Below are 22,651 nucleotides of genomic sequence, written 5' to 3' on the forward strand. Positions count from 1 at the left end.
TTGTTACTTTTTCAGAGAAGATTCTCTAATATGAAGTTCTCCATCTAATTTTACAGTTTGAGGAGTGTGTTTAGTACCTGCTTCAATTTGATCTAATAATAATTTAGCAGCCTGCTTTCCAATTTCGAAAGTAGGCTGTTTTACTGAAGAAAGTGGAGGTTCAACCATACTTCCCATTTTAGATTCAGAAAAACCAACAAAGGCAATATCTTTAGGTACCTTAAAACCATGCTTTTTAAAAACACTCATTGCACCCATAGCTAGTTGATCGTTTGCGGCAAAAATAGCATCTGGTATTGTATTGTTTTCAATTAATTGTGCTGCAATTTTTTCACCATCTTCCATGTGAAATCCAGAAGTTATAACTTGACTCTTGTCGTAAGTTAATTTATGTTTTTTGTGAGCATCAACAAAGCCTCTTCTCCTTTCTTTTGATAGTGTTAAGGATTTTATTCCTTGTAAATGATAGATATTCTTGTAGCCTTGTCTAATTAAATGTTCAGTTGCAAACATTGCCCATTTATAGTCATTAAATAGTACTTTTGAAGCTTTAATTTCTTTGTAGGTTCTATTAAAAAATATAATTGGAAATCCACTATTTACTAAATCTTGGTAATAGTCAATATTATCCGTTTCCGAAGATAAAGAAATCAGTAATCCATCAACCATACTATTTTCTAACGATTGTACATTTTTTAATTCTGTTGTGTAGCATTCATTAGATTGAGTAATTAAAACTTGGTATCCTTTTTTGAATAAAACTTCTTGAGCTCCCATTATCACTTCAGGAAAAAAGCTATTTACAAATTCAGGAACTACTATACCAATATTATAAGTTCTCTTTTGAACCAAATTTTTCGCCATTCTATTTTGGCGATAACCCATTTCTTTGGCAGTTTTTAATACTAATTCTTTGGTTTTAGCACTAATATCCGATTTATCATTAAACGCACGTGAAACTGTTGAAACAGATGTGTTTAGTTTTTTAGCGATATCTTTTATGGTTATGTACTTCATTATTAGTTCTAGAAAGTACCAAAGATACAATCTTTTTGAATTTCCGAGAACGTTCTCGGAAATATTTTACCTGTCCGAAAACGTTTTCGTTGGGCGTATTTAAAGATTATTGTTAAACGCATTTAGCTATTGATTAAATTTACTTGAAAGAAAAATAAACAATTATGAGTTCTATTGATATCGGAGTTATTTTAATTTTTACCCTTCTAGTTTTTATTTGCGGATTAAGCTTTGCAAAATCTGGAAAAAATATGAAATCCTTTTTTGCCGCAGGTGGAGCACTACCTTGGTGGATGAGTGGTTTATCATTATTTATGAGTTTTTTCTCGGCAGGAACATTTGTAGTTTGGGGCTCTATCGCATACAGCAGCGGTTGGGTTGCAGTAACCATACAATGGACAATGTGTATTGCGGGTTTAATTATTGGTTTTGTAATTGCTCCAAAATGGCAAAAAACAAAAGCCTTAACAGCAGCTGAATTTATTACGGATAGATTGGGTTACAATACTCAAAAAATTTACACTTATTTATTTTTAGGAATATCGGTATTTACTACAGGCGCATTTTTATATCCTGTAGCAAAAATTGTGGAAGTTTCAACAGGAATTCCAATTTCAGCAAGTATCATTTTTTTAGGAGTATTAATTTTAATTTATACAGCAGTTGGTGGTTTATGGGCTGTAATTGTAACTGATGTTTTACAATTTGTGGTATTAACCGCAGCAGTTTTAATTGTTGTACCATTATCGTTTGATAAAATTGGAGGAATAGACAATTTTATAGCTCAAGCACCAGATAACTTTTTCAACTTTACCAATGCCGAATACTCTTGGGAGTTTATGGTAACTTTTGGTTTATATAATTTGTTTTTTATTGCAGGAAACTGGGCTTACATTCAACGTTATACAAGTGTTGCCACACCTAGAGATGCAAAAAAAGTAGGTTGGTTGTTTGGAGGTTTATATACAATTAGTCCGCTAATTTGGATGTTACCACCAATGATTTATAAAGTATTAAATCCAGATTTAGGTGGTTTAGCCGATGAAGGAGCGTATTTATTAATGTGTAAAGAAGTATTACCAATTGGTATGCTTGGCTTAATGTTAGGTGGAATGATTTTCGCAACATCAAGTTCAGTAAATACTACATTAAATATTTCTGCAGGCGTACTATCTAATGATGTTTATAAACATTTTTTCCCAGAAACTTCTGGAGATAAATTAGTGAAAGTTGGTAGAATGGCAACAATTGTTTTAGGTTTAATAACTATTGTGGTAGCATTATTAGTGCCTTATATGGGCGGAATTGTTGAAGTTGTTATGAGTTTAGCTGCCATTACAGGTGGAGCAATGTTTTTACCGCCATTAGTTGCATTGTTTTCAAAATATCAAACTGGTAAAAGTGTATTGGTGGTAACTATAGTTTCTTTGATAATTAACTCGTTTTTCAAATTTGTAATGCCTTCAATGTTCGATTATAGTTTAAATAGAGCAATGGAAATGACTGCAGGTGTAGGAATTCCTATTCTTATGTTAATCATTTTTGAAGTTTATTTCAGAACAAAAAACACAGATACTTCTCAATATGAAAGCTATTTAGAAAAAGTAGATTCAAAAGTACCTCAAGATGCTGCAGAATCTAAAGGAGGAAATAAAAAAGGAGGAAGAGTTATTGGAATTGGAGTTGCTTCAACAGGGTTGTTAATCATTATTATTTCAATGTTAGAAGGGAATCCAACACTTTTAGTTACGGGAATGGGAGCGTTAGTTTTAGCGCTAGGAAGTTATATTATTTTAAAAAATTCAAAAAAAGAAATAAATGTTAGTTAAGGGTTTTAACAAAGAAGTAAGATCTAATAAGGTTGAAGAATTACAAAGTGAATTTGTAGTTATTGGTGGAGGAACAGCAGGAGTTTGTGCAGCTATAACAGCGGCAAGAAAAGGAACAAAAACGGTATTAGTTCAAGACAGACCAGTTTTGGGAGGAAATGCTTCTTCTGAAGTTAGATTATGGATATTGGGAGCAACTTCGCATATGGGAAACAACAACCGTTGGTCTCGTGAAGGTGGCGTAATGGATGAAATTTTAGTTGAAAACCTATATAGAAACAAAGAAGGTAACGCTGTTATTTTTGATACGGTTTTATTAGAAAAAGTATTGAATGAAGAAAACATTACACTTTTACTAAACACAAGTGTGTACGATGTGTCAAAATCGAGCGATACCAAAATTGAATCGGTTAAAGCATTTAATCCTCAAAACTCAACAGAATATGTTATAAATGCACCATTATTTTGCGATGCATCTGGTGATGGAATTGTAGCTTTTAAAGCTGGAGCTTCATTTAGAATGGGAGCAGAAAGTAAAGAAGAATTCGGAGAATTATTTGCTCCAGACAAATCATATGGTGAGTTATTGGGGCACTCAATGTATTTCTACAGTAAAACTACCGACAAGCCGGTTAAGTTTGTTGCTCCAGATTTTGCATTGAAAGACATCAAGAAAATTCCTCGTTATAAAGCCATTGGAAAAGACGATAAAGGTTGTCGTTTTTGGTGGTTTGAATATGGTGGAGAAGGAGATACCATTCACGATACAGAAGAAATTAAATACGAACTTTGGAAAGTAATTTATGGAGTTTGGGATTATATTAAAAATTCAGGAGAATTTGAAGATGTAGATAATATGACCTTGGAATGGGTTGGAACAGTTCCTGGAAAACGTGAAAGTCGCCGTTTTGAAGGTTTGTATATGATGAAACAGCAAGATGTAATTGGTCAGGCTAATTTTGATGATGCAATAGCGCACGGTGGTTGGGCAATTGATTTACATCCAGCAGAAGGTGTTTATAGCGAATTGTCTGGTTGTACGCAATGGCATTCAAAAGGTGTGTATCAAATTCCTTATCGTTCGTTTGTAAGTAAAGATATTGATAACCTGTTTTTAGCAGGAAGAATTATAAGTGCTACACACGTTGCTTTTGGTTCTACAAGAGTTATGGCAACAACTGGTTTATGTGCTCAAGCTGTTGGTATGGCTGCTGCTGTTTGTATTGAAAACAGTGTGAAACCTGCTGAAATTTTGGAGAATGGTTTAATAAAAATACTTCAAAATGAATTGAATTTAACGGGGCAAAGTATTCCTAATATTCCTATTCAAACTGAAAGTAATTTAGTGAATTCGGCAACTGTTACAAGTTCTTCAAATTTAAATTTAAATGAAATTCCTTTTGATGGAGAATGGACAAATTTAGCAACTTCTGCAGCACAATTATTACCTTTTAGAGCCAATGAAAATTACAAGTTTAAGGTATTAGTAAAAGCTGATGAAGACACCAAAATTGCAGTGCAATTAAGAACTTCAACAGCGTCTAAAAATTATACTCCAGAAGCTATTTACGAAACGCAAAGCATCAACCTTAAAAAAGGAGAGCAAGAAATAGAATTTGAATTTTCAACATCAATACCTAATAATCAATATGCTTTTGTCACTTTTATGTCGAACGAAAAAGTGTATTTAAAAAATAGTAACAAACGTTATTCAGGTGTTCTATCAGTGTTTAACGGAGTAAACAAAGCGGTTTCAAATAACGGAAAACAAACACCACCAGATGGAATTGGTGTTGATACTTTTGAGTTTTGGATTCCACAACGTAGACCTGATGGTTTTAATATTGCAATGGAAATTTCTCCAGCAATAGAAGCTTTTGATAGTTCAAATATTGGTAATGGTTATGTGCGCCCTTGGGGAACGGTAAACGCTTGGAGTGCAAGTTTAGAAGATAAAAATCCTACTCTAAAAATTGAGTGGGATTCAGAAAAAGAATTGTCAGAAATTAAATTGTTTTTGGATCCAGATTACGATCATCCGTTAGAATGTACATTAATGGGACATCCAGAAGAGGTTGCGCCATTTTGTGTAAGAAATTATACTATTAAAGATTTAAACGGAACAATTTTAGTTCAAAAAGAAGGAAATTACCAAACCATAAATACGTGGAAATTGGATTCGAAAATAAAAACAAAAGGAATAATTATAGAAGCCGAACATCCATCAGAAAATGTTCCTGCATCAATATTTGAAATAATCTGTAGTTAACTTTTTTTGTTATTCTGAACTTGTTTCAAGTTTGTAGAAAAAGTGAGATGAAATTCTGAAATAAATTTAGAATGACGATTCTCAAAAAAATTAAATCAGAATTCATAAATAATAAATGAACCAATGAAAAAAATATTCTTAATTATTGCAATCATCAGTAGCTTAATTGCTTGTGAGACTGTAAAAAATGCAGAGCAATTACACGCTGATGCTGAAAATGTAGCATTGTTAAACGGTAACTGGAAATTCAATGCACTTGCCGGCCAAGGAACCAATCCAATGAATGTAGTTGAAGAAGAAGGAGATATTATTATCGATAATTTGGATTCAGAATTGGTTGAAGTGAAAGGAAAATGGAGAACCAAAAAAGTAGGAGCAAGAGGAACAGATGTCTATAAAGAAAACTATTTTGAGCGTAATTTTAAAGCTGGTGAATCTGCAGAAAATTATGTGCGTTTTTATCTTAAAAATGATGAAACATCTTATTACGAAGCGTTTGCAATGTATCCGTTTGGAAGTCATACAACGGCTCAGTTTAACGTAAAACATTCCGGAGGAAAAACACCAAAACATTTCCTTCAACGTAGCAATAATGGAAAATGGATGAGTTTGGGAATCTACAAATTCAATAAAAATGAAGAAAATTATGTGGAAGTTACAGCTATTACCGATGGTGGTGTTGTAGCTGATGCAGTGATGTTCAAGCCAATTTCAGAAGAATTCTTTTTAAAAACGAAAAAAGATGCAAAAGAAGTTTTTCAAACCAATTTTGATGACAGCGATTGGAAAAATTTAAAAGTTCCGGGCCACTGGGGAATGATTAACGATTATTCAAATTACAATGGCTTTGGCTGGTATAGAAAAGCATTCAAATTACCTGAAAACTGGTCGCAAAATGCTAATGAGCGCATTAGAATTAAGTTTGAAGGTGTGTACCACGTTTGTAAAGTGTATTTAAACGATGAATTAATTGGTGAGAACCGTGGAGGATTCACACCTTTTGAGTTTGATATTACCAATAAATTAAACTACGGAAAAGCCAATGTAATTGCTGTTGAAGTTGATAACAGAAATATAGTTGGTGCAACGTGGAATTGGGGTGGAATTATTCGTGATGTGTATTTAACAAAGAATAACGAAGTTAGAATTAACAATCAGAATATACACGCAAACCCTGATTTGGCTAAAGGTTCGGCAGATTTAAAACTAAAGGTTCGTTTGGAAAATAATTCTGAAGTAGAAAAAGAGATCGCGGTAAAATCGGTGGTTTCAAGAAATGGAGAATTATTGGAATTAACCAAAACCGTAAAAGTTCCTGCTAATAAAATTATTGATGAATTTTTAGAAGGGAAATTAGCGTCGAAAGACGTAGCGTTATGGCATTTTGATCATCCGAATTTATATGAAATTAAAACCACTATTTCAGAAGGAGAAACTGTAATTGATAGTAGAAAAGACAACTTCGGAATAAGAAAAATAGAATTAACAGCTTCAAAATTATTATTGAATGGAGAACCTGTTCGTTTAGGAGGATTTAACCGTGTTAGCGAACATAGATATTGGGGTTCATCAGAGCCGTTACAAGTTTTGGAAGAAGATGTTGATTTAATGAAAGAAGCGGGAGCAAACTTTATGCGAATTATGCACGGAACGCAAAACGAAAAGCTAATCGATTTATGCGATAAAAAAGGAATTTTATTGTTTGAAGAAGTCAATGTTCGAAATTTAACAAACCCTGAATTTACAGCTCCGGAATATCCGTTAATTAAAAAATGGATTACTGGTATGGTAGAACGTGATTGGAACCATCCAAGTATTATTGGTTGGAGTATTGGAAATGAACTTTCAAACCATTACGATTATGCAAAATATGCAATGGATTTTACCCGTGAATTAGACCCAAACAGATTACTGACTTGTGTGAGTAATAGCGGTCAAAAATCATTTTCAAATCGTAAAACCGACCCAAATACAGAGGTGGATTTGATTATGCACAATATGTATCGTTGGCAGGGAACACCTCAGGAAATTATTGATAAATTAAGAAGCGAATGGCCAGAAAAACCAATATTTATTTCAGAATATGGTTTTGATCCATACCCAACAACTTCATTGGATGGTGACCAGCAAATTGTTTCTGATTGGAATCAACATTGGAGAGGTAAAAATGATTTTGTAATTGGAGCTTCAATGTGGACTTTTAATGATTACAGAAGTGCTTATGCAGCGACTTCAGAAGAAGAAAATCGAGTTTGGGGATTGATTGATGTATGGCGTAATAAAAGAAGGTTGTTCCATAGAGTTGAGAAGGAATTCAGCCCAATAAAAAATATTGTAGTTGAAAATATTGACCTTTCCAAAGGAAAAGCTTCCGTAGAGATGCCAATTAGAGGTTTGAATGATTATCCAAGTTATAGTTTACAAGGTTATAAATTGGAGTGGGATGTAAGAAACAAAGGCGGAAAAGTAGTAGCAAAAAATGCTAAAGAATTGCCGTTGATTAAGCCGGGAAATAAAGTTTGGAAAGGAGACATACATTGGAATAAAACTTCAAACGATGTGTTGGATTTAAGAGTACGATTGATAAGTGCAAATGGTTACCAACGTTACGAAAAAGTGATACCGTTTACCGTGCCATTATCGCCAAAAATTACCGGAATTGATGTTGGAGATAAGTCTGTACGAGTTTGGTTTAAAAAGGTTGCCGGAGCTGATGAATATTTGGTTGAATATAAAAATGAAGGTGAAACGGTTCGTTCTTTTAAAACCATTACCAATGCTGTTGAAATTGATGGTTTAACAAATGGAAAAGCAGTTGATTTCAGTGTGATTGCAATCAATGAAAAAGGTGAAAGTCAGCAACCAAATTCAATTTCAGGAACACCAAATGGAAAGCCGTTAGCACCAAAAGTTTGGAAATCTTTTATTGAAGATAACAAAATTGTAATTGGTTATACCAGTGAAAAACAAGACGATTTTTACGTAGTAAAATACGGGACATCGAAAGATAATTTAGATGAAGAATTTAGATCTAATGTAAGAGGAATGATGACCATTGATTTAGAAAATGAGAGTGAAGTTTATTTCCAAATTCAACGCGAGATTAAAGGTCAAAAAGGGAATTGGTCTGCTATAATTAAAGCAAATTAGTATGAACTTAAAATCTGTAATAGTTTCAATTATATTAGTTTTTAGTTTTTTGCAACTTAAAGCTCAACAAACAGTTAATAAAATCAATTTGAATGAATGGGATTTAGTTTGGCAAGATGAGTTTGATTATAGTAATAAAAAACTAGATAAAAATTGGGAATCTCAAAATGGCCCAAGCGGACATATTTTATGCAGTAGGTGGAGAGAAAATGCAGTGGTGAAAAATGGTGTTTTAGAGTTACAGGCACGAAAAGAAAACAGAGGAGGACAGGAATGGACCGCAGGTAATATTTGGAGTAAAAAGAAATTCAAATATGGATATTTTGAATGTCGTTATAAGTATGCAGGAGCAACGGCAACCAACAATTCTTTTTGGTTAATGACAAGAGGAGGTGAGCCAACTGAAGGTAAAAGATTTGAAATTGATATAAACGAAGGACATTTTCCAAATGAAGTAAATACAAATATTCATAACTGGTCAGACTTTACGTATAATCAAAATGGGAAAAAAACGCATCCTTCAAGCCATAAAGGATTTTCATATGGCGCAAAGCCAGATTATTCGTTTCAGTTAGAAATTCCAATTGAAACAAAAAAAGTTAGACTAATTTCTAAAAGCAATTCAAAATTTCACCTTAGAGAGTTTAGAGTTTATGGAACACAAACCGAAACGTTTCCTGAAACATTGTCTAATTCAGCAGATAATGATGTGGATGGTTTGGTTAATTATGTTAGAAAAAATGATGTGAAAATAACTTCAAGTGGTTCATTTAAAAATCAAAAATCCGAATATGGTTTAGCTGATGGTAAAATTGAAACTTCTTGGATTTCACAAATAAAAGGAGACAAGTGGATTGAATTTGAATGGAAAGAAAACATTACTATTGGTTGCATTCAATTTATTAATGGTTGGAATAGTAAGGGAAATTGGCACGATTTAATGTCCAATTATAAAGTACAATATTTTAAAAATGGTGTATGGAAAGATATTGCAACTTTAGATGTTGAGAAAAGTAGCAATTTTGCTAAAGATTATCAAACATATGGTTTAGAATGGAATGAAAACGAGATTGTATTTTACTTTAATGGAGAAGAAATTAGAAGAGAAAAAAATACATTTTGTTTTAGTGAAACTCCTATTTGGTTAAGTCTTGCCATTATAAAATGGTCCGGTTCAGTTACCGACGAAATAGATGGAAAATCTATGAAGGTAGATTATGTAAGATATTATAAAAAGAAGCAATAAGAATTAATAAATACATTATTTAAAAAGCACAAAATGAGATTTCTAACACTATTTTTAATAACAGTTACTTTTTTAAGTTCTTGTAAAGAACAGCCCAAAAAAACTGTAGAAATAAAAAAATCAGATTTTAAAGTTGAATTGGGAGAAGTTGCTAAATTCTCAAAATTTGAGAGTGATACAATGAGTATTTGGGGAGGATCTATTACAAAAGGTAATGATGGTTTGTATCATATGTTTTATTCTCGATGGAAAAAAGATTTAGGTTGGGTTTGGGATTCGCATTCTGAAATTGCACATGCAACTTCAAAATCGCCTTTTGGACCTTTTAAACACAAAGATGTTGCCTTAGAAATTAGAGATTCAAAATTATGGGATGGTTTGTGTACGCATAACCCAACAGTACATAAGTTTGGCGACAAATACTACTTGTATTATATGGGAAATACTGGAGATGGAAAGATTTACAGTAAGCCAGGAAAAATAAAATTAAACCCTATTCATAGAAATAATCAGCGAATTGGTGTAGCCGTTGCCGATAGTCCGAACGGACCGTGGAAACGCTTTGATAAACCCTTGGTTGATGTAAGTAAGGACAGCACAGCTATTGATGCTTTGATGGTGAGCAATCCATCAATTACTAAAAGACCAGATGGTGGTTATTTAATGGTGTACAAGGCTGTTGGGAAAAAGAAAAAAGGAATTTGGGGAGGACCGGTGGTACATTGTGTAGCAACTTCTGAAAGTCCAACAGGACCGTTTGTTAAATATGGAAAACCAGTATTTTTAGCAGAAGGACATGATTTTCCTGCTGAAGATCCATTTATTTGGTATGAAGCTGGAAAATATAGAGCTATTTTAAAAGATATGCATGGAGCATTTACAGATGCTGGTCAGGCATTGGTTTTATTTGAATCTGAAGATGGCTTTGATTGGAAACTATCGAAAAATGCATTGGTTTCAAAATTAGAAATTAAGTGGGAAGATGGAGCAGTGCAGAAAGTAGCCCATTTAGAACGACCTCAAGTTTATTTAGAAAACGGAATTCCTAAAGTTCTTGTATGTGCTTCAGATGTTAAAGATAGTGCTGGTGTTCTTCAATCCTTTAATGTTCAAATTCCAATTAAAACTAAACAATAATGAAAAATTCTATAAAAATATTGATTGCTTTTTTAAGTATTTGGCAAGTTTCCAATGCTCAAACACCACAGCAACTTTCTGAAAATGGAAATCAGTATGAAACTTATAGAGATAATAGTATTTCAGATGAATTTAATAGTAAAAAATTGAATACTAATAAATGGGGAAGAAGAAATACAGGAGGAGCTTCAATAGAAAATTATGTTGCAGACAAATCTTTGGTTGTAATGGAAAAGGAAACTAATAAAGGTGTAACAACCAATTTTGTTTCAATAAAAGCAACTACGGAAAAAGGATCCCCAAAAACAGCTGGTTTAGTTAGTAATGCGTCAGCTTTTTATGGGTTTTATACAGTGAAATTTAGATTTAGAGGTTTTGATACTGAAGATGTAAAAGAGAAAGGTTCAGTTTGGCATCCAGCAGTTTGGTGTGCTATAAATAATAATACTGATGGAGTAAAAAGGAGCTCAATAAAAAACAAAGATTTTTGGACAGAAATTGATTTTATGGAGTGGGAAAATGGAGCAAATGGTTGGAGCAGTGATGCACCCGCAAGATTAAAAGATAGTAAAGGTGTAAAGCGAAAAGTGATAACTAAAGGAAAAGGTGCTGAAAAAGCAATTATGACAAAAGGTCCTTTTCAAACTTATAATCCTGTTTGGCAAACCGTAGGTTTAGAGTATACACCTGAATATATAAAACTGTGGGAATGGAAAAATGGAGAATGGGTACATATGGGGAAAAGAGTTGTAAAATTTGTAGATGAAGATGAATCAAATCCAGAAAGCAAATACACTATTAGTACTATTGGAAAGAATGCTAGAAAACCTGCGTTTTGGTTATTAGGAAACATTGTAGCCAGGTATGTGCTTGCTAAAGTTGAAGATGGAACAAATACGCATACTATAAATGATTTGTCTGTAGATTTTGATTTCTTTAGGTATTACCGCCATAAAAGTACTAGAGATATTGATTGGAATTGGGAAAATGGAGTAAAACAAGGAGGAGGAAAAATTAAGAAAGATTTTTCTCCAATTCAAACTATAAAAAAATAATAAATTATGAATCTTAAAAGTAGTGTAATTTCTGTTTTTTCATTTTTTGTAACCTTTATTGGTTTTGCACAAGCAGATTTCGATTTTAAAGAGTTGCTTCCTGAAAAATTTAATAAAGAAAATATTATTGAAGAAGAAGACTATAATGTTTGGGGAACAAATATTTTAAAAGGAAAAGATGGTAAATACCACGCAATTTATTCACGTTGGTTAAAATCTAGAGGGCATTTAGGTTGGGTTACACATTCTGAAATAGCACACGCCGTTTCCGATAATTTAACGGGTCCTTATAAATTTAAAAATTTAGTATTGCCGCCTAGAGGTAAAAAATATTGGGATGGTGATTGTACTCATAATCCTCACGTATTGGAGCACAATGGGAAGTATTATTTATACCATATGGGAAACAAAGGAAGTGGTTTTTGGGATAAAACTGCAGACTCAGTTATGCCAAAATATACAGATAAAGAATGGTGGATAAATAGAAATAATCAACGCGTTGGATTAGCTGTAGCTGACGATTTAAATGGTGAATGGCAACGTTTTGATAAACCATTAATTGATGTTACAGGAGATAGAATGATGACTTCAACTCCAACTATTTCAAAACGTACTGATGGTAAGTTTTTGTTAGCATATAAATATGTAGAACCAAACGAAAAATTTAAAAATGGAAAGGTTGTTCACGTAACTTCTCTTTCTAATTCACCAATGGGACCTTTTGTAGATACGGGAGTTCCTTTTATTACGCACCCAACAGCAAGTTTTGCAATAGATGATCATTTAGAATGGGTTTACAACGGAAATTACTATTGCATTGCAAAAGATTCACGTGGTGCTTGGAGTGATTATCCTAATGGTTCAACAATGTTGTTTGAAGGTGATGATTTGGGATTAAAGTGGAAACCAGCCAAAAACTTTTTAGTTTTAAAAGCAGGTGAAATTAAATGGACAGATGGTACTACTACAAAAACAGCACGTACTGCGGATATGCCTAAGTTCTATATGGAAAATGGAATTCCAAAAGCATTAATTATAGCCATTTTACCAAAAGACAGTGAAATATCATATTCATTAGTTATACCTTTAAAAACTCCAAAACCAAGTACAGATGTCTTTCCTTATCAGGTAACTGAATATTCTAAAGAACGTAAATTAAGTGCTGCTTTGAATAGAAGTTTTAATCAATATCCATCGCATGTAAATGCTGAAAATGAGTTGTATAGTCAGTTTAAATACACAAAACTTACTGGGTTCGATTATAATGATGGAGATGCAACTATTACGCGTAGAGATCCTTCAAAAATAATTAAAGAAAATGGAAAATATTATGTTTGGTATACCAAGCGAGATACTAAAACTCCACCAGTTGGAGCTAGAAATGCACATTTAGCAACGGATAAAATTCCTTCTACAGACTGGGATTTAGCTGAAATTTGGTATGCTACAAGTAAAGATGGTTTTCATTGGGAAGAACAAAGAGTTGCTGTTAAACGTCCTCCATATCCAACTCCAGGTTGGAGAGCAGTAGCAACTCCAGATGTATTAAAATTTAAAGGGAAATATTATATCTATTATCAGGCTTTTACAGAGGCAAGTGGTAAACGAGGAGATTATTGTCCTGTTAGTGTAGCGTTTTCAGATTCACCTGATGGACCTTGGACGCACGTTAATAAAGCCGTAATTCCTACTGGAGCAAAAGGAGAATGGGATCAATTTGCGATACAAGCTCCAACACCTTTGGTTCATAACGGAAAAATATATGTGTATTATAAAGCAGCCTTTAATCGTCCAGGAACTGTTTGGAGTGGAATAGGATTAGCAATAGCAGATGATCCGTTAGGACCGTTTAAGAAACACGAATTAAATCCAGTTCAGAATTCAGGTCACGAAATTTGTTTTTTTCCTTGGAAAGAAGGCTTGGCTTCAATGACAATTCGTGATGGATCTGAGCACTTTACAATTCAATATGCTAAAGACTGGGTTAATTTTGAAATTATGTCTATAACTGAAATGATGCCAATTGGTCCAAATGCTTATATACCAGATGCCTTTTTAGATAATAAAAACGGACGAGGAATTACTTGGGGAATTGGTCACTTTATTAATTTTAAAGGGAAAAATAGTGATAAATGGCATTCAGAATTATATAGATTTGACTGTGATTTAAGTCTTGATGTTGATGATCCTGAAATGAAGCATCACAATAATAGATGGAATCCTGAAGATTATTTTCGTTGGGGACTGAGTGAAAAACAAATTGAAAGAATTCAAGAAGAAAACAATAAAACGGATAGCAAAAATTAAATTGAATAAATGAAAACAAGAATATTAAAATATAGTTTGTTAATTGTTTTTTATGCTTTCTCTTTTTTAGGAATAAGTCAGAGTAATTCTCAAAAAAATATAATTCTTATAATAACCGATGATCACGCTTACCAAGCAATTAGTGCTTATAATCATCGTTTAGCTAACATTGCTCCAACTCCAAATATTGACAAATTGGCCAATAGTGGAGTTCGTTTTGAAAGAAGTTACGTTGGGAATTCTATTTGTGCGCCATCTAGAGCAACAATGCTTACAGGAAAACACAGTCATTTAAACGGAATAAAAACCTTAAAAGAAAAGTTTGATGGAAGTCAGCCAACAATTGCTAATATTCTTCAAAAAAACGGATACGAAACTTCATTTTTTGGCAAATGGCATTTGAAAAATAGTCCAGAAGGTTTTTCTAATTGGGATGTTTTAATTGGACAAGGAGATTATTACAATTCAGATTTTAAAACTAAAGAAGGAGTTACCAGAAGTGAAGGTTATGTAACCGATGTAATTACTGATAAAGCAATAAATTGGTTAGATGCTGAAAGAGAAAAAGAGAAACCTTTTATGATGATTGTTGGGCATAAAGCACCGCACGCAAATTGGTTGCCACCTGTAAAATATTTAACCACATTTGATGCTATTGAAATTCCAGAACCAACTAATTTATTTGATGATCATTCAGGAAATGGATTGGGAGTTAAAGAAACAGATATGACTATTGGAGAAATGCCAATGGGTTGGTATTGTCAACTTTGGTCTGAAATGAAAGAGAAACCAAACAGGTATGAAGATTTTGGAGGCACACTTTGGAAGCGTGCTTATGGAAGATTAAGTAATGAAGAAAAAGCAAGTTTTGATAAAGTTTTCAATCCAAAAAATGAAGCTTTTTTAAAGGCTAATTTAAAAGGAGAAGATTTAATTCGTTGGAAATATCAGCGAATTATGAAAAACTATTTAGGTTGTGTAAAATCTGTTGATGATAATGTTGGTAGATTAATGGATTATGTGAAAACTGCTGGTTTGGAAGAAAATACGTTGGTTATTTATGTTTCGGATCAAGGATTATTTTTAGGAGAACACGGTTGGTATGACAAACGTATGATGTATGAAGAAGCATTTAGAACACCACTTATTGTTTCTTGTCCGTCAATACGAACTAAAGGAATAGTTAGCAAACAATTGGTTCAAAATATAGATTACGCACCAACTATTTTAGATTTTGCAGGAGTTGAAATTCCATCAGATATGCAAGGAGAAAGTTTGGTGCCAATTCTAAGTAAAGGAAAAGCAAAAAATTGGAGAAAAAGTTTGTACTATCAATATTACGATTATCCTGGAGGACACGATATTCATAAACATCAAGGAGTAGTAACGAAAAGATTTAAGTTAATATACTTTTATGAAATTGGTGAATGGGAATTCTACGATTTAAAGAAAGATCCTTCAGAAATGAAAAATCAATATAAAAATTCAATATATAAAAAAGAAATAGCGCTTTTAAAAAAGGAATTAAACAAGCTTCAAAAAATGTATAACGTACCAAAAAACAATTTATAATTACTAAAATAATAAACAACATGAAATATTTAGCAACACTAGTATTAGCAGTATTCGTATTAGTTTCTTGTGGAGAGAAACCTAAAAAAACGGTTGAAAAAGAAGTTCCTCAAAAGGAAATTGATTTTAAAATTGAGTTTGGAAAAGTATCTCCAAAGTCTGTATTTAGTGGAGGAGATTCTATAAGTATTTGGGGAGGTTCAGTAGTAAAAGGAGAAGATGGTTTGTACCATATGTTATATGCACGTTGGCCAAAAAAAATAGGTTGGGAATGGGTAAACTATTCTGAAGTTGCACACGCTACATCAAAATCACCTTTCGGACCATTTAAACATGTGGATATTGCTTTAGACGAACGAGGAGAAAAATTTTGGGATGGTTCGGCAACCCACAATCCAACAGTTCATAAAATGAACGGAAAATATTACCTGTATTATATGGGTAATTTTGGAGATAAAAAAATTGTAAGTGTTCCTGGAAAGGCTAAAATAAATTGGATGCACCGTAACAATCAGCGCATTGGAGTTGCAGTTGCAGATTCTCCAAACGGACCTTGGAAACGATTCGACAAGCCAGTTTTAGACATTACATATAATAATGAGGATGCTCCTGATGCTTTAATGACTTCAAACCCGTCTGTTTGTCAAATGACTGATGGTAGAGTTTTAATGGTGTACAAAGCGGTAGGTAAAAAATTTCCATTACCTCAAGGAGGTCCAGTTGTTCATATGGTTGCAATTGCTGATAGCCCAACAGGTCCGTTTGTAAAGCAAGAAAAATTAGCTTTTGAAATTAAAGGAGAACGTTTTCCTGCTGAAGATCCATATATCTGGCATCAAGATGGGAAATACAGAGCTATTGTAAAAAGAATTAAGCATGTTGGCAAAAAGCGTGTATTCTCTTTAGTTCAATATGATTCAAAAGATGGATTGGATTGGAAACCATCAAAACACCACGAAATTTCGGATAGAATTGTTACTTGGGAAAATGGAAGAGAGCAACAGTTTACACATTTAGAACGTCCACAAGTTGTGGTTGAAAATGGAGAAGCAATTGCTTTAATGTGTGCAGCTGATACGTTAGTGAATAAAGTTAGAAATTCATTTAACATTCAAATTCCTTTAAAAGTTACTAAAGAATAAATTTTAATTATGAAGGCACTTTTTAACATTCTCATACTACTTTTTTTAGTTACGGCTTGTACTAGTTCTCAAGAAGAGAATTCTAATAATCAGCTATCATTAAATGGTACTTGGCAGTTTATTGCATCTAATAAATTGAACGAAAACTCCATTGTAAAAAATAAGGATATTCAATGGGACACGATACAAGTTCCTGGAAATTGGGATACTCGTAAGCGATATTCAGAATATGAAGGAAAGGGATATTATTATAAACAGTTTAAAGTGCCTACTAATTGGGAAAAAAAACAAATTCATCTAAAATTTAATGCTGTTTATGAAACTGCTAAAGTTTGGTTAAACGGAGAATTATTAGGAAAACATATTGGTGGTTACACGCCTTTTGAATTTAATATTACTGATAAAGTAACTACTGGTAATTTAAATTCTATAGTTGTTATGGCAGATAATTCTTATAAACGTGGAGCTTGGTGGGCTTGGGGAGGTATAAGTAGAGATGTTAATTTATTTGCAACTGAAGAGGTAAGAATAATTTATCAACACATAACTTCTGAACCAGATTTTGTAAATAATAAAGTAAATTATACAATTAAATATAAACTCGAAAATAACGGAAATAAAGAAGCTTCAGCAAAAGTTTATTCCAATATTAATGGTGTTGAAGTTGATTCTTTAGAAATGTTAATTAAAGCGAAATCAAATGCTATTTCATCAATAAAATTTCAAAAAGAATTGGCTAATGTAAAACTTTGGCATTTTAATAATCCATATTTATATGAATTAAATAGTATCGTAAAAGTTGAAAATAGTAGAGTAGATTCGGTTTCAGACAAATTTGGCGTTCGAAAATTTGAAGTTCGTGGAGAGCAATTTTTCTTAAATAATAAAGCTGTAAGAATGAATGGAGTAAATCGTGTTCACGACCATCCAGATTATGGAAATACAGAACCAGACCATTTAATAAAAAGTGATTTGTTAGACATTAAAAATAATTTAGGTTGTAATTTTTCACGATTAATGCACGCTCCGCTTTCTAAAAATATATTGAAATTTTGCGATAGTATTGGTTTTTTATTGGTTGAAGAAATTCCTGTATGGGGAGAAAATGACCCGCAATCTAAACCTAATAACCCATTAACAAAAAAATGGATGAAAGAAATGATTGAGCGAGATTACAATCACCCAAGTGTTGTGGCGTGGAGTGTTGGAAATGAATTGAGAACTACGGAGCCTAAATGGGGAATGCAACACCTTACAAATGATCAATATGAGTATGTAAATGAAATGATTGATTATACAAGCTCTTTAGATAATTCAAGGCTTAAAACCTATGTGAGTAATACCTCATATCAAGGAGGTGAAATAGGCAATGAACCTTATGAGAATTTAGATTTTCTATGTGTAAATAGCTATGGAAATGCTATAAAAATAATAGAAAATGTTTATGAGAAATTTCCTAATAAACCCATTTTTGTTTCAGAAATTGGAAGAGGGCAAATAGGACCAGCACCTGACGCGCAATTACAAGAAGATTTGATTGATTTTATGAAGAATCTAAAAAACTATCCATATGTAACAGGGATTTCTATTTGGAGTTATAATGATTATAGAAGTAATTATAAAGGTACTCCAGATTCTGGGTTTAGAGAATGGGGAATTGTTGATGAAAAACGCAATAGAAAGAAAGCTTATTATCAACTCCAAGAAGTTTACAAAGAGTGGCAAGATTAACTTAAATTAAAAAATACTAATGAAAACCATTTTACCATATATAGCAACTGTTTTATTAATTGTAATAGCATCTTGTTCCAATGAAAAAAACACAGAGAAAAAAGAGATTAAACCATTTCCGTATACTGTAACAGAGGAAACTGCAAATATTGAAATGAGTGCTGCAATGAAGCGTAGCTTCAATAATTATAGTGCCATTCACCCAGCAGATAATGAGTTGTACACCAAATTTAAATACACAAAACTAAAAGGTTTTGATTACAACAATCATGACGGAACAGTAAGTAGAAGAGATCCTTCAAAAGTAATTTTTGAAAATGGGAAATATTATGTGTGGTACACCTATCGTAATACTCCAACTATTCCAATGGGACCTAAAAAATGTAACGATACTATCCCTTCTACAGATTGGGATTTAGCTGAAATTTGGTATGCTACTAGTAAAGATGGTTTAACTTGGGAAGAACAAGGAGTTGCTGTACCAAGACCACCTAAACCTAATGTAGGTTGGAGAGCTGTTGCAACTACTGATATTTTAAAATGGAAAGGCAAGTATTATTTATACTATCAAGGTTTTATGGAAGCTAGTGGTAAAAAAGGAGATTATTGCCCTGTTGCAGTTTCATATGCAGATTCACCAGATGGTCCTTGGACTCCAACAAATGAAATTGTGATTCCTACTGGTCCAAAAGGAGCTTGGGATCAATACGCAATTCACGATCCTTATCCAATTGTTCATGATGGAAAAATATATTTATATTATAAATCGGCATTCAACAGGCCTGGTAATGTTTGGGTAGCTGGTGGTTTAGCCATTGCCGATAATCCTTTAGGGCCATTCACAAAATATGAACTGAATCCTGTATTAAATTCAGGACATGAATTAACATTGTTTCCTTTTAAAGAAGGTGTAGCTGCTATTGTTGCCAAAGATGGAAACGAGCATTTTACCATTCAATATGCCAAAGATTGGGTAAATTTTGAAATTGCTTCAATTTTATCATTGGTTCCTGCTGCATCGGCTCCTTATGTACCTGATGCATTTACGGATACCAAAGATGGACAAGGAATTTCTTGGGGATTATGTCATTTTATAAATGCAGGAAAACCAAAAGTGAATCCACATTCCATTTTAGCTAGATTTGATTGTGATTTAAGTAGAACTATTGATGACCACGAAATGAAAGAAACCAGAACTCATTACGATATGGATCATTATTTTAAACAAGGTTTAAGTAAAAAACAAAAGGAGCGAATTTTTAATACAAGTAAATAGGTGTATTAAAGTTTCAGTTTTAATAATAAAATAAAATATAAAAATGAAAAGAATAAATAAACTTCAAAAAATAGGATTTCTTGTATTAGTTATTGGAACCCTTTTTTCTTGTTCAGAAAATAAAGTAAAATCAGAAGCTATTGATAAAAATGAAGCAAAGGCTAAAACAATGTTTCCTTTTAAAATGCCTTCTGAAAAGCCAAACATTGAAATGAGTACTGCTTCAGAAAGAATGTTTGAATATTCAACTCCAAGAGTGCAAGATAATGAGTTGTTTAGCCAGTTTAAATATACACGTTTAAAGGGATTTGATTATAATAACGGTGATGGAACTATTTCAAGAAGAGATCCTTCACGACCAATTTTGGTTGATGGAACGTATTACATTTGGTATACAAAACGACATACAAAGGTACCGCCAATTGGATGGAATAGAGCAAAAGAAGCTACTGATGAAATCCCTTCAACAGATTGGGATTTATGTGATATTTGGTATGCTACAAGTAAAGATGGAACAACTTGGGAAGAGCAAGGAGCGGCAGTTACAAGACCAGAAAAACCTAAATCTGGATGGCGTTCGGTTGCAACACCAGATATTTTGGTTTGGAAAGGTAAGTACTACTTATATTATCAAGCATTTGATGAACCAAGTGGATTAAGAGGAGATTTATGTCCAGTTTCTGTTTCATATGCCGATTCTCCAAATGGACCTTGGACTCACGGAGGAGATAAAGTGATTCCTTTTGGAAAAGAGACTGATTGGGATAGAAATGCAACACACGATCCGCATCCAATTGTTTACAAAGGAAAAATTTATATTTATTATAAAGCTGCATATAACAAATGGCCAGATAACAGAAATAATTATGCTGTTGGGCACGGATTGGCAATTGGTGAAGATCCATTAGGTCCATTTAAAAAACATCCATTAAATCCAGTTATGCAATCTGGACACGAAACTACTTATTGGCCTTTTAAAGGTGGTATTGCCACTTTAGCAATTAAAGATGGTAATGAACGTGAAACTATTCAATATTCTGAAGATGGTGTTAATTTTAAAATTGCTTCAGCAGTTTCATTAACTCCAACGGCGGCGGCACCATTTGTTGCAGATGCTTTTACAAATACAACTGATGGAAGAGGTTTTACTTGGGGATTATGTCATTTTGTAAATGCAGGAAAACCTAAAAAAGGATATTCTATAATGGCTCGTTTTGATTGTGATTTAAGCCTAGATTATAACGAACCAATGTTGAAAAAAACAGGTGTATGGCATAGACCAGAGGTTTATTTTGCACAAGGAATGGGAAGTATAGGAAAAAATCCTGAAGGTAGATAGAAGAATTTCATCAAAAAAAATTAATAATGGATAATATTTTAAAATTTGTTGTAGCTATATTTTTAGTTACTGTAGCGGTTTCTTGTACTTCAAAAAAAGAAGTTAAAGTTCAACCAAACATTCTTTGGATTAATTGTGATGATTTAGGTAGAGAACTGGCTTGCTACGGAAATCCAGATGTATACACACCAAATATGGATAAATTGGCAAAACAAGGTGTAAAATATGTAAATGCATATTCTAATGCGCCAGTTTGTTCTGCGAGTCGTTCGTCACAAATTACAGGAACTTACCCTAGTGCCTATAATTTACTAAACCACCGAACAATGGATAGAGTTCCTTTAGAAGAAGGAATTGTTCCAATTATGGAACTATTTAGAAAAGAAGGATATTTCTGTACCAATGGTTGGGCACATAAAATGACTAAAAACGGTAAAGAAGATTACAATTTTTCAGGTAAAAACTTTTTTGATGGTACTGATTGGAATCAACGTGCAGAAGGACAACCATTTTTTGCACAAGTTCAAATTCACGAACCACATAGAGTTTTTGTTGAAGATAAAGAACATCCTTTAGATGCTGAAAAAATTACAATTCCTGAAGTTTATCCAGATCATCCAATAATTAGAGCAGATTGGAAACTGTATTTAGAAAGTGTTCAAACTGCCGATAAGAGAGTTGGTTATATTTTAGATAGATTGGAAAAAGAAGGATTGGCGGATAACACTATTGTTATTTTATTTGGAGATCACGGCCGTCCACATTTACGTGATAAACAATGGTTATATGAAGGTGGTTTGGCAATTCCGTTAATTGTTCGTTATCCTAAAAAAATGAATGCAGGTGAAATTAAACAAGACTTGATAAGTTTAGTTGATGTTACTGCTAGTTCATTAAAATTAGCTGGAATTGAAGTTCCAGAATATATGCACGGAAAAGATGTATTAAACGGTGAAAAAAGAGAATATATGTTTGGTTTTCGTCAACGTTGTGGAGATGCTGTTGATAATATTCGTTCTATAACTGATGGTCGCTACAAACTAATTTGGAACAGAATGCCAGAGTTACCTTATATGCAATTAACGTCTTATAAAAAATTACAATATCCTGCTTTTACTTTGTACAAAGTTTTAGATAAAAAAGGAGAATTAAAAGCACCATACAATCAATTTATGGCTGAAACAAGACCTGAATTTGAATTGTATGATTTATCTAAGGATCCAAATGAGTTTAAAAATTTAGCTGAATCTAAAGAGCATACTAAAATTCTAAAAAGACTTTCTGATAAATTAATTTCAGAATTGAAAATAATTGAAAAAAATATGTTTGTTGAAAGTTCAGATGCTGTTGAAAGAGCAAAACAAGGATCACATGCGTTTTTGGCAAAAGGCTTCAAGAAAAAAGGGCTAAATATAGACGCTTCGGATGAAGAAATATTAAAAGTTTGGGAAGAGAAATTATTGAATAAATAAAATAAAAGTACTGTAGATTTTAAACAAGAAAAGTATTCTACTCTTCATAAAAAAACAATTATAGCGTATAAGGGATTAAAAAACTAATTGTTGTTAATAAAAAACGAAT

The 22,651-nt window shown here is 32.7% G+C and carries 14 protein-coding genes; 13 read left to right on the forward strand and 1 reads right to left on the reverse strand.

Annotation, left to right across the window (positions count from 1 at the left end; translation table 11 throughout):
* Window positions 1-3 precede the first annotated feature (3 nt).
* Window positions 4-1,017 (reverse strand): LacI family DNA-binding transcriptional regulator, encoded by a 1,014-nt coding sequence (locus BLU40_RS15125; protein WP_090125530.1) that lies wholly within the window; start codon window positions 1,015-1,017, stop codon window positions 4-6.
* A gap of 164 nt (window positions 1,018-1,181) precedes the next feature.
* Between BLU40_RS15125 and BLU40_RS15130 the strand changes: the two genes are divergently transcribed.
* The 13 genes from BLU40_RS15130 (at window position 1,182) to BLU40_RS15190 (ending at window position 22,542) form a co-directional block, all read left to right on the forward strand.
* Window positions 1,182-2,846: a sodium:solute symporter family protein gene (locus BLU40_RS15130; protein WP_090125533.1), complete on the forward strand. Its 1,665-nt coding sequence runs from the start codon at window positions 1,182-1,184 to the stop codon at window positions 2,844-2,846.
* Window positions 2,836-5,115 (forward strand): FAD-dependent oxidoreductase, encoded by a 2,280-nt coding sequence (locus BLU40_RS15135; protein WP_090125536.1) that lies wholly within the window; start codon window positions 2,836-2,838, stop codon window positions 5,113-5,115. Before BLU40_RS15130 ends, BLU40_RS15135 begins: the two co-directional genes overlap by 11 nt.
* A gap of 123 nt (window positions 5,116-5,238) precedes the next feature.
* A complete protein-coding gene (locus BLU40_RS15140; RefSeq protein ID WP_090125539.1) occupies window positions 5,239-8,265 on the forward strand; it encodes a glycoside hydrolase family 2 TIM barrel-domain containing protein in 3,027 nt (1,008 codons plus the stop codon).
* 1 nt (window position 8,266) lies between these two features.
* Window positions 8,267-9,511 (forward strand): family 16 glycosylhydrolase, encoded by a 1,245-nt coding sequence (locus tag BLU40_RS15145; RefSeq protein WP_090125542.1) that lies wholly within the window; start codon window positions 8,267-8,269, stop codon window positions 9,509-9,511.
* A gap of 33 nt (window positions 9,512-9,544) precedes the next feature.
* Window positions 9,545-10,648: a glycoside hydrolase family protein gene (locus BLU40_RS15150; RefSeq protein ID WP_245729958.1), complete on the forward strand. Its 1,104-nt coding sequence runs from the start codon at window positions 9,545-9,547 to the stop codon at window positions 10,646-10,648.
* Window positions 10,648-11,703, forward strand: a complete 1,056-nt coding sequence (locus BLU40_RS15155) for a LamG domain-containing protein (RefSeq protein ID WP_090125544.1) — start codon at window positions 10,648-10,650, stop codon at window positions 11,701-11,703. Before BLU40_RS15150 ends, BLU40_RS15155 begins: the two co-directional genes overlap by 1 nt.
* 6 nt (window positions 11,704-11,709) lie before the next feature.
* A complete protein-coding gene (locus BLU40_RS17860; protein WP_317040142.1) occupies window positions 11,710-14,010 on the forward strand; it encodes a family 43 glycosylhydrolase in 2,301 nt (766 codons plus the stop codon).
* A 9-nt stretch (window positions 14,011-14,019) separates the two neighbouring features.
* Window positions 14,020-15,582: a sulfatase family protein gene (locus BLU40_RS15165; RefSeq protein ID WP_090125547.1), complete on the forward strand. Its 1,563-nt coding sequence runs from the start codon at window positions 14,020-14,022 to the stop codon at window positions 15,580-15,582.
* 20 nt (window positions 15,583-15,602) lie between these two features.
* Window positions 15,603-16,724: a glycoside hydrolase family protein gene (locus BLU40_RS15170; protein ID WP_090125550.1), complete on the forward strand. Its 1,122-nt coding sequence runs from the start codon at window positions 15,603-15,605 to the stop codon at window positions 16,722-16,724.
* Between the two features lie 9 nt (window positions 16,725-16,733).
* Window positions 16,734-18,455: a glycoside hydrolase family 2 protein gene (locus BLU40_RS15175; RefSeq protein ID WP_090125553.1), complete on the forward strand. Its 1,722-nt coding sequence runs from the start codon at window positions 16,734-16,736 to the stop codon at window positions 18,453-18,455.
* 19 nt (window positions 18,456-18,474) lie between these two features.
* Complete coding sequence (locus tag BLU40_RS15180) at window positions 18,475-19,731, forward strand: glycoside hydrolase family 117 protein (RefSeq protein WP_090125555.1); 1,257 nt, start codon at window positions 18,475-18,477, stop codon at window positions 19,729-19,731.
* A gap of 43 nt (window positions 19,732-19,774) precedes the next feature.
* Entirely contained in the window at window positions 19,775-21,070 is a 1,296-nt protein-coding gene (locus BLU40_RS15185; protein WP_090125557.1) for a glycoside hydrolase family 117 protein, read from the forward strand.
* Window positions 21,071-21,096: 26 nt separating this feature from the next.
* Window positions 21,097-22,542, forward strand: a complete 1,446-nt coding sequence (locus tag BLU40_RS15190) for a sulfatase family protein (protein WP_090125559.1) — start codon at window positions 21,097-21,099, stop codon at window positions 22,540-22,542.
* Window positions 22,543-22,651 lie beyond the last annotated feature (109 nt).

Source organism: Lutibacter oricola, from assembly GCF_900106565.1.
GTDB lineage: Bacteria > Bacteroidota > Bacteroidia > Flavobacteriales > Flavobacteriaceae > Lutibacter > Lutibacter oricola.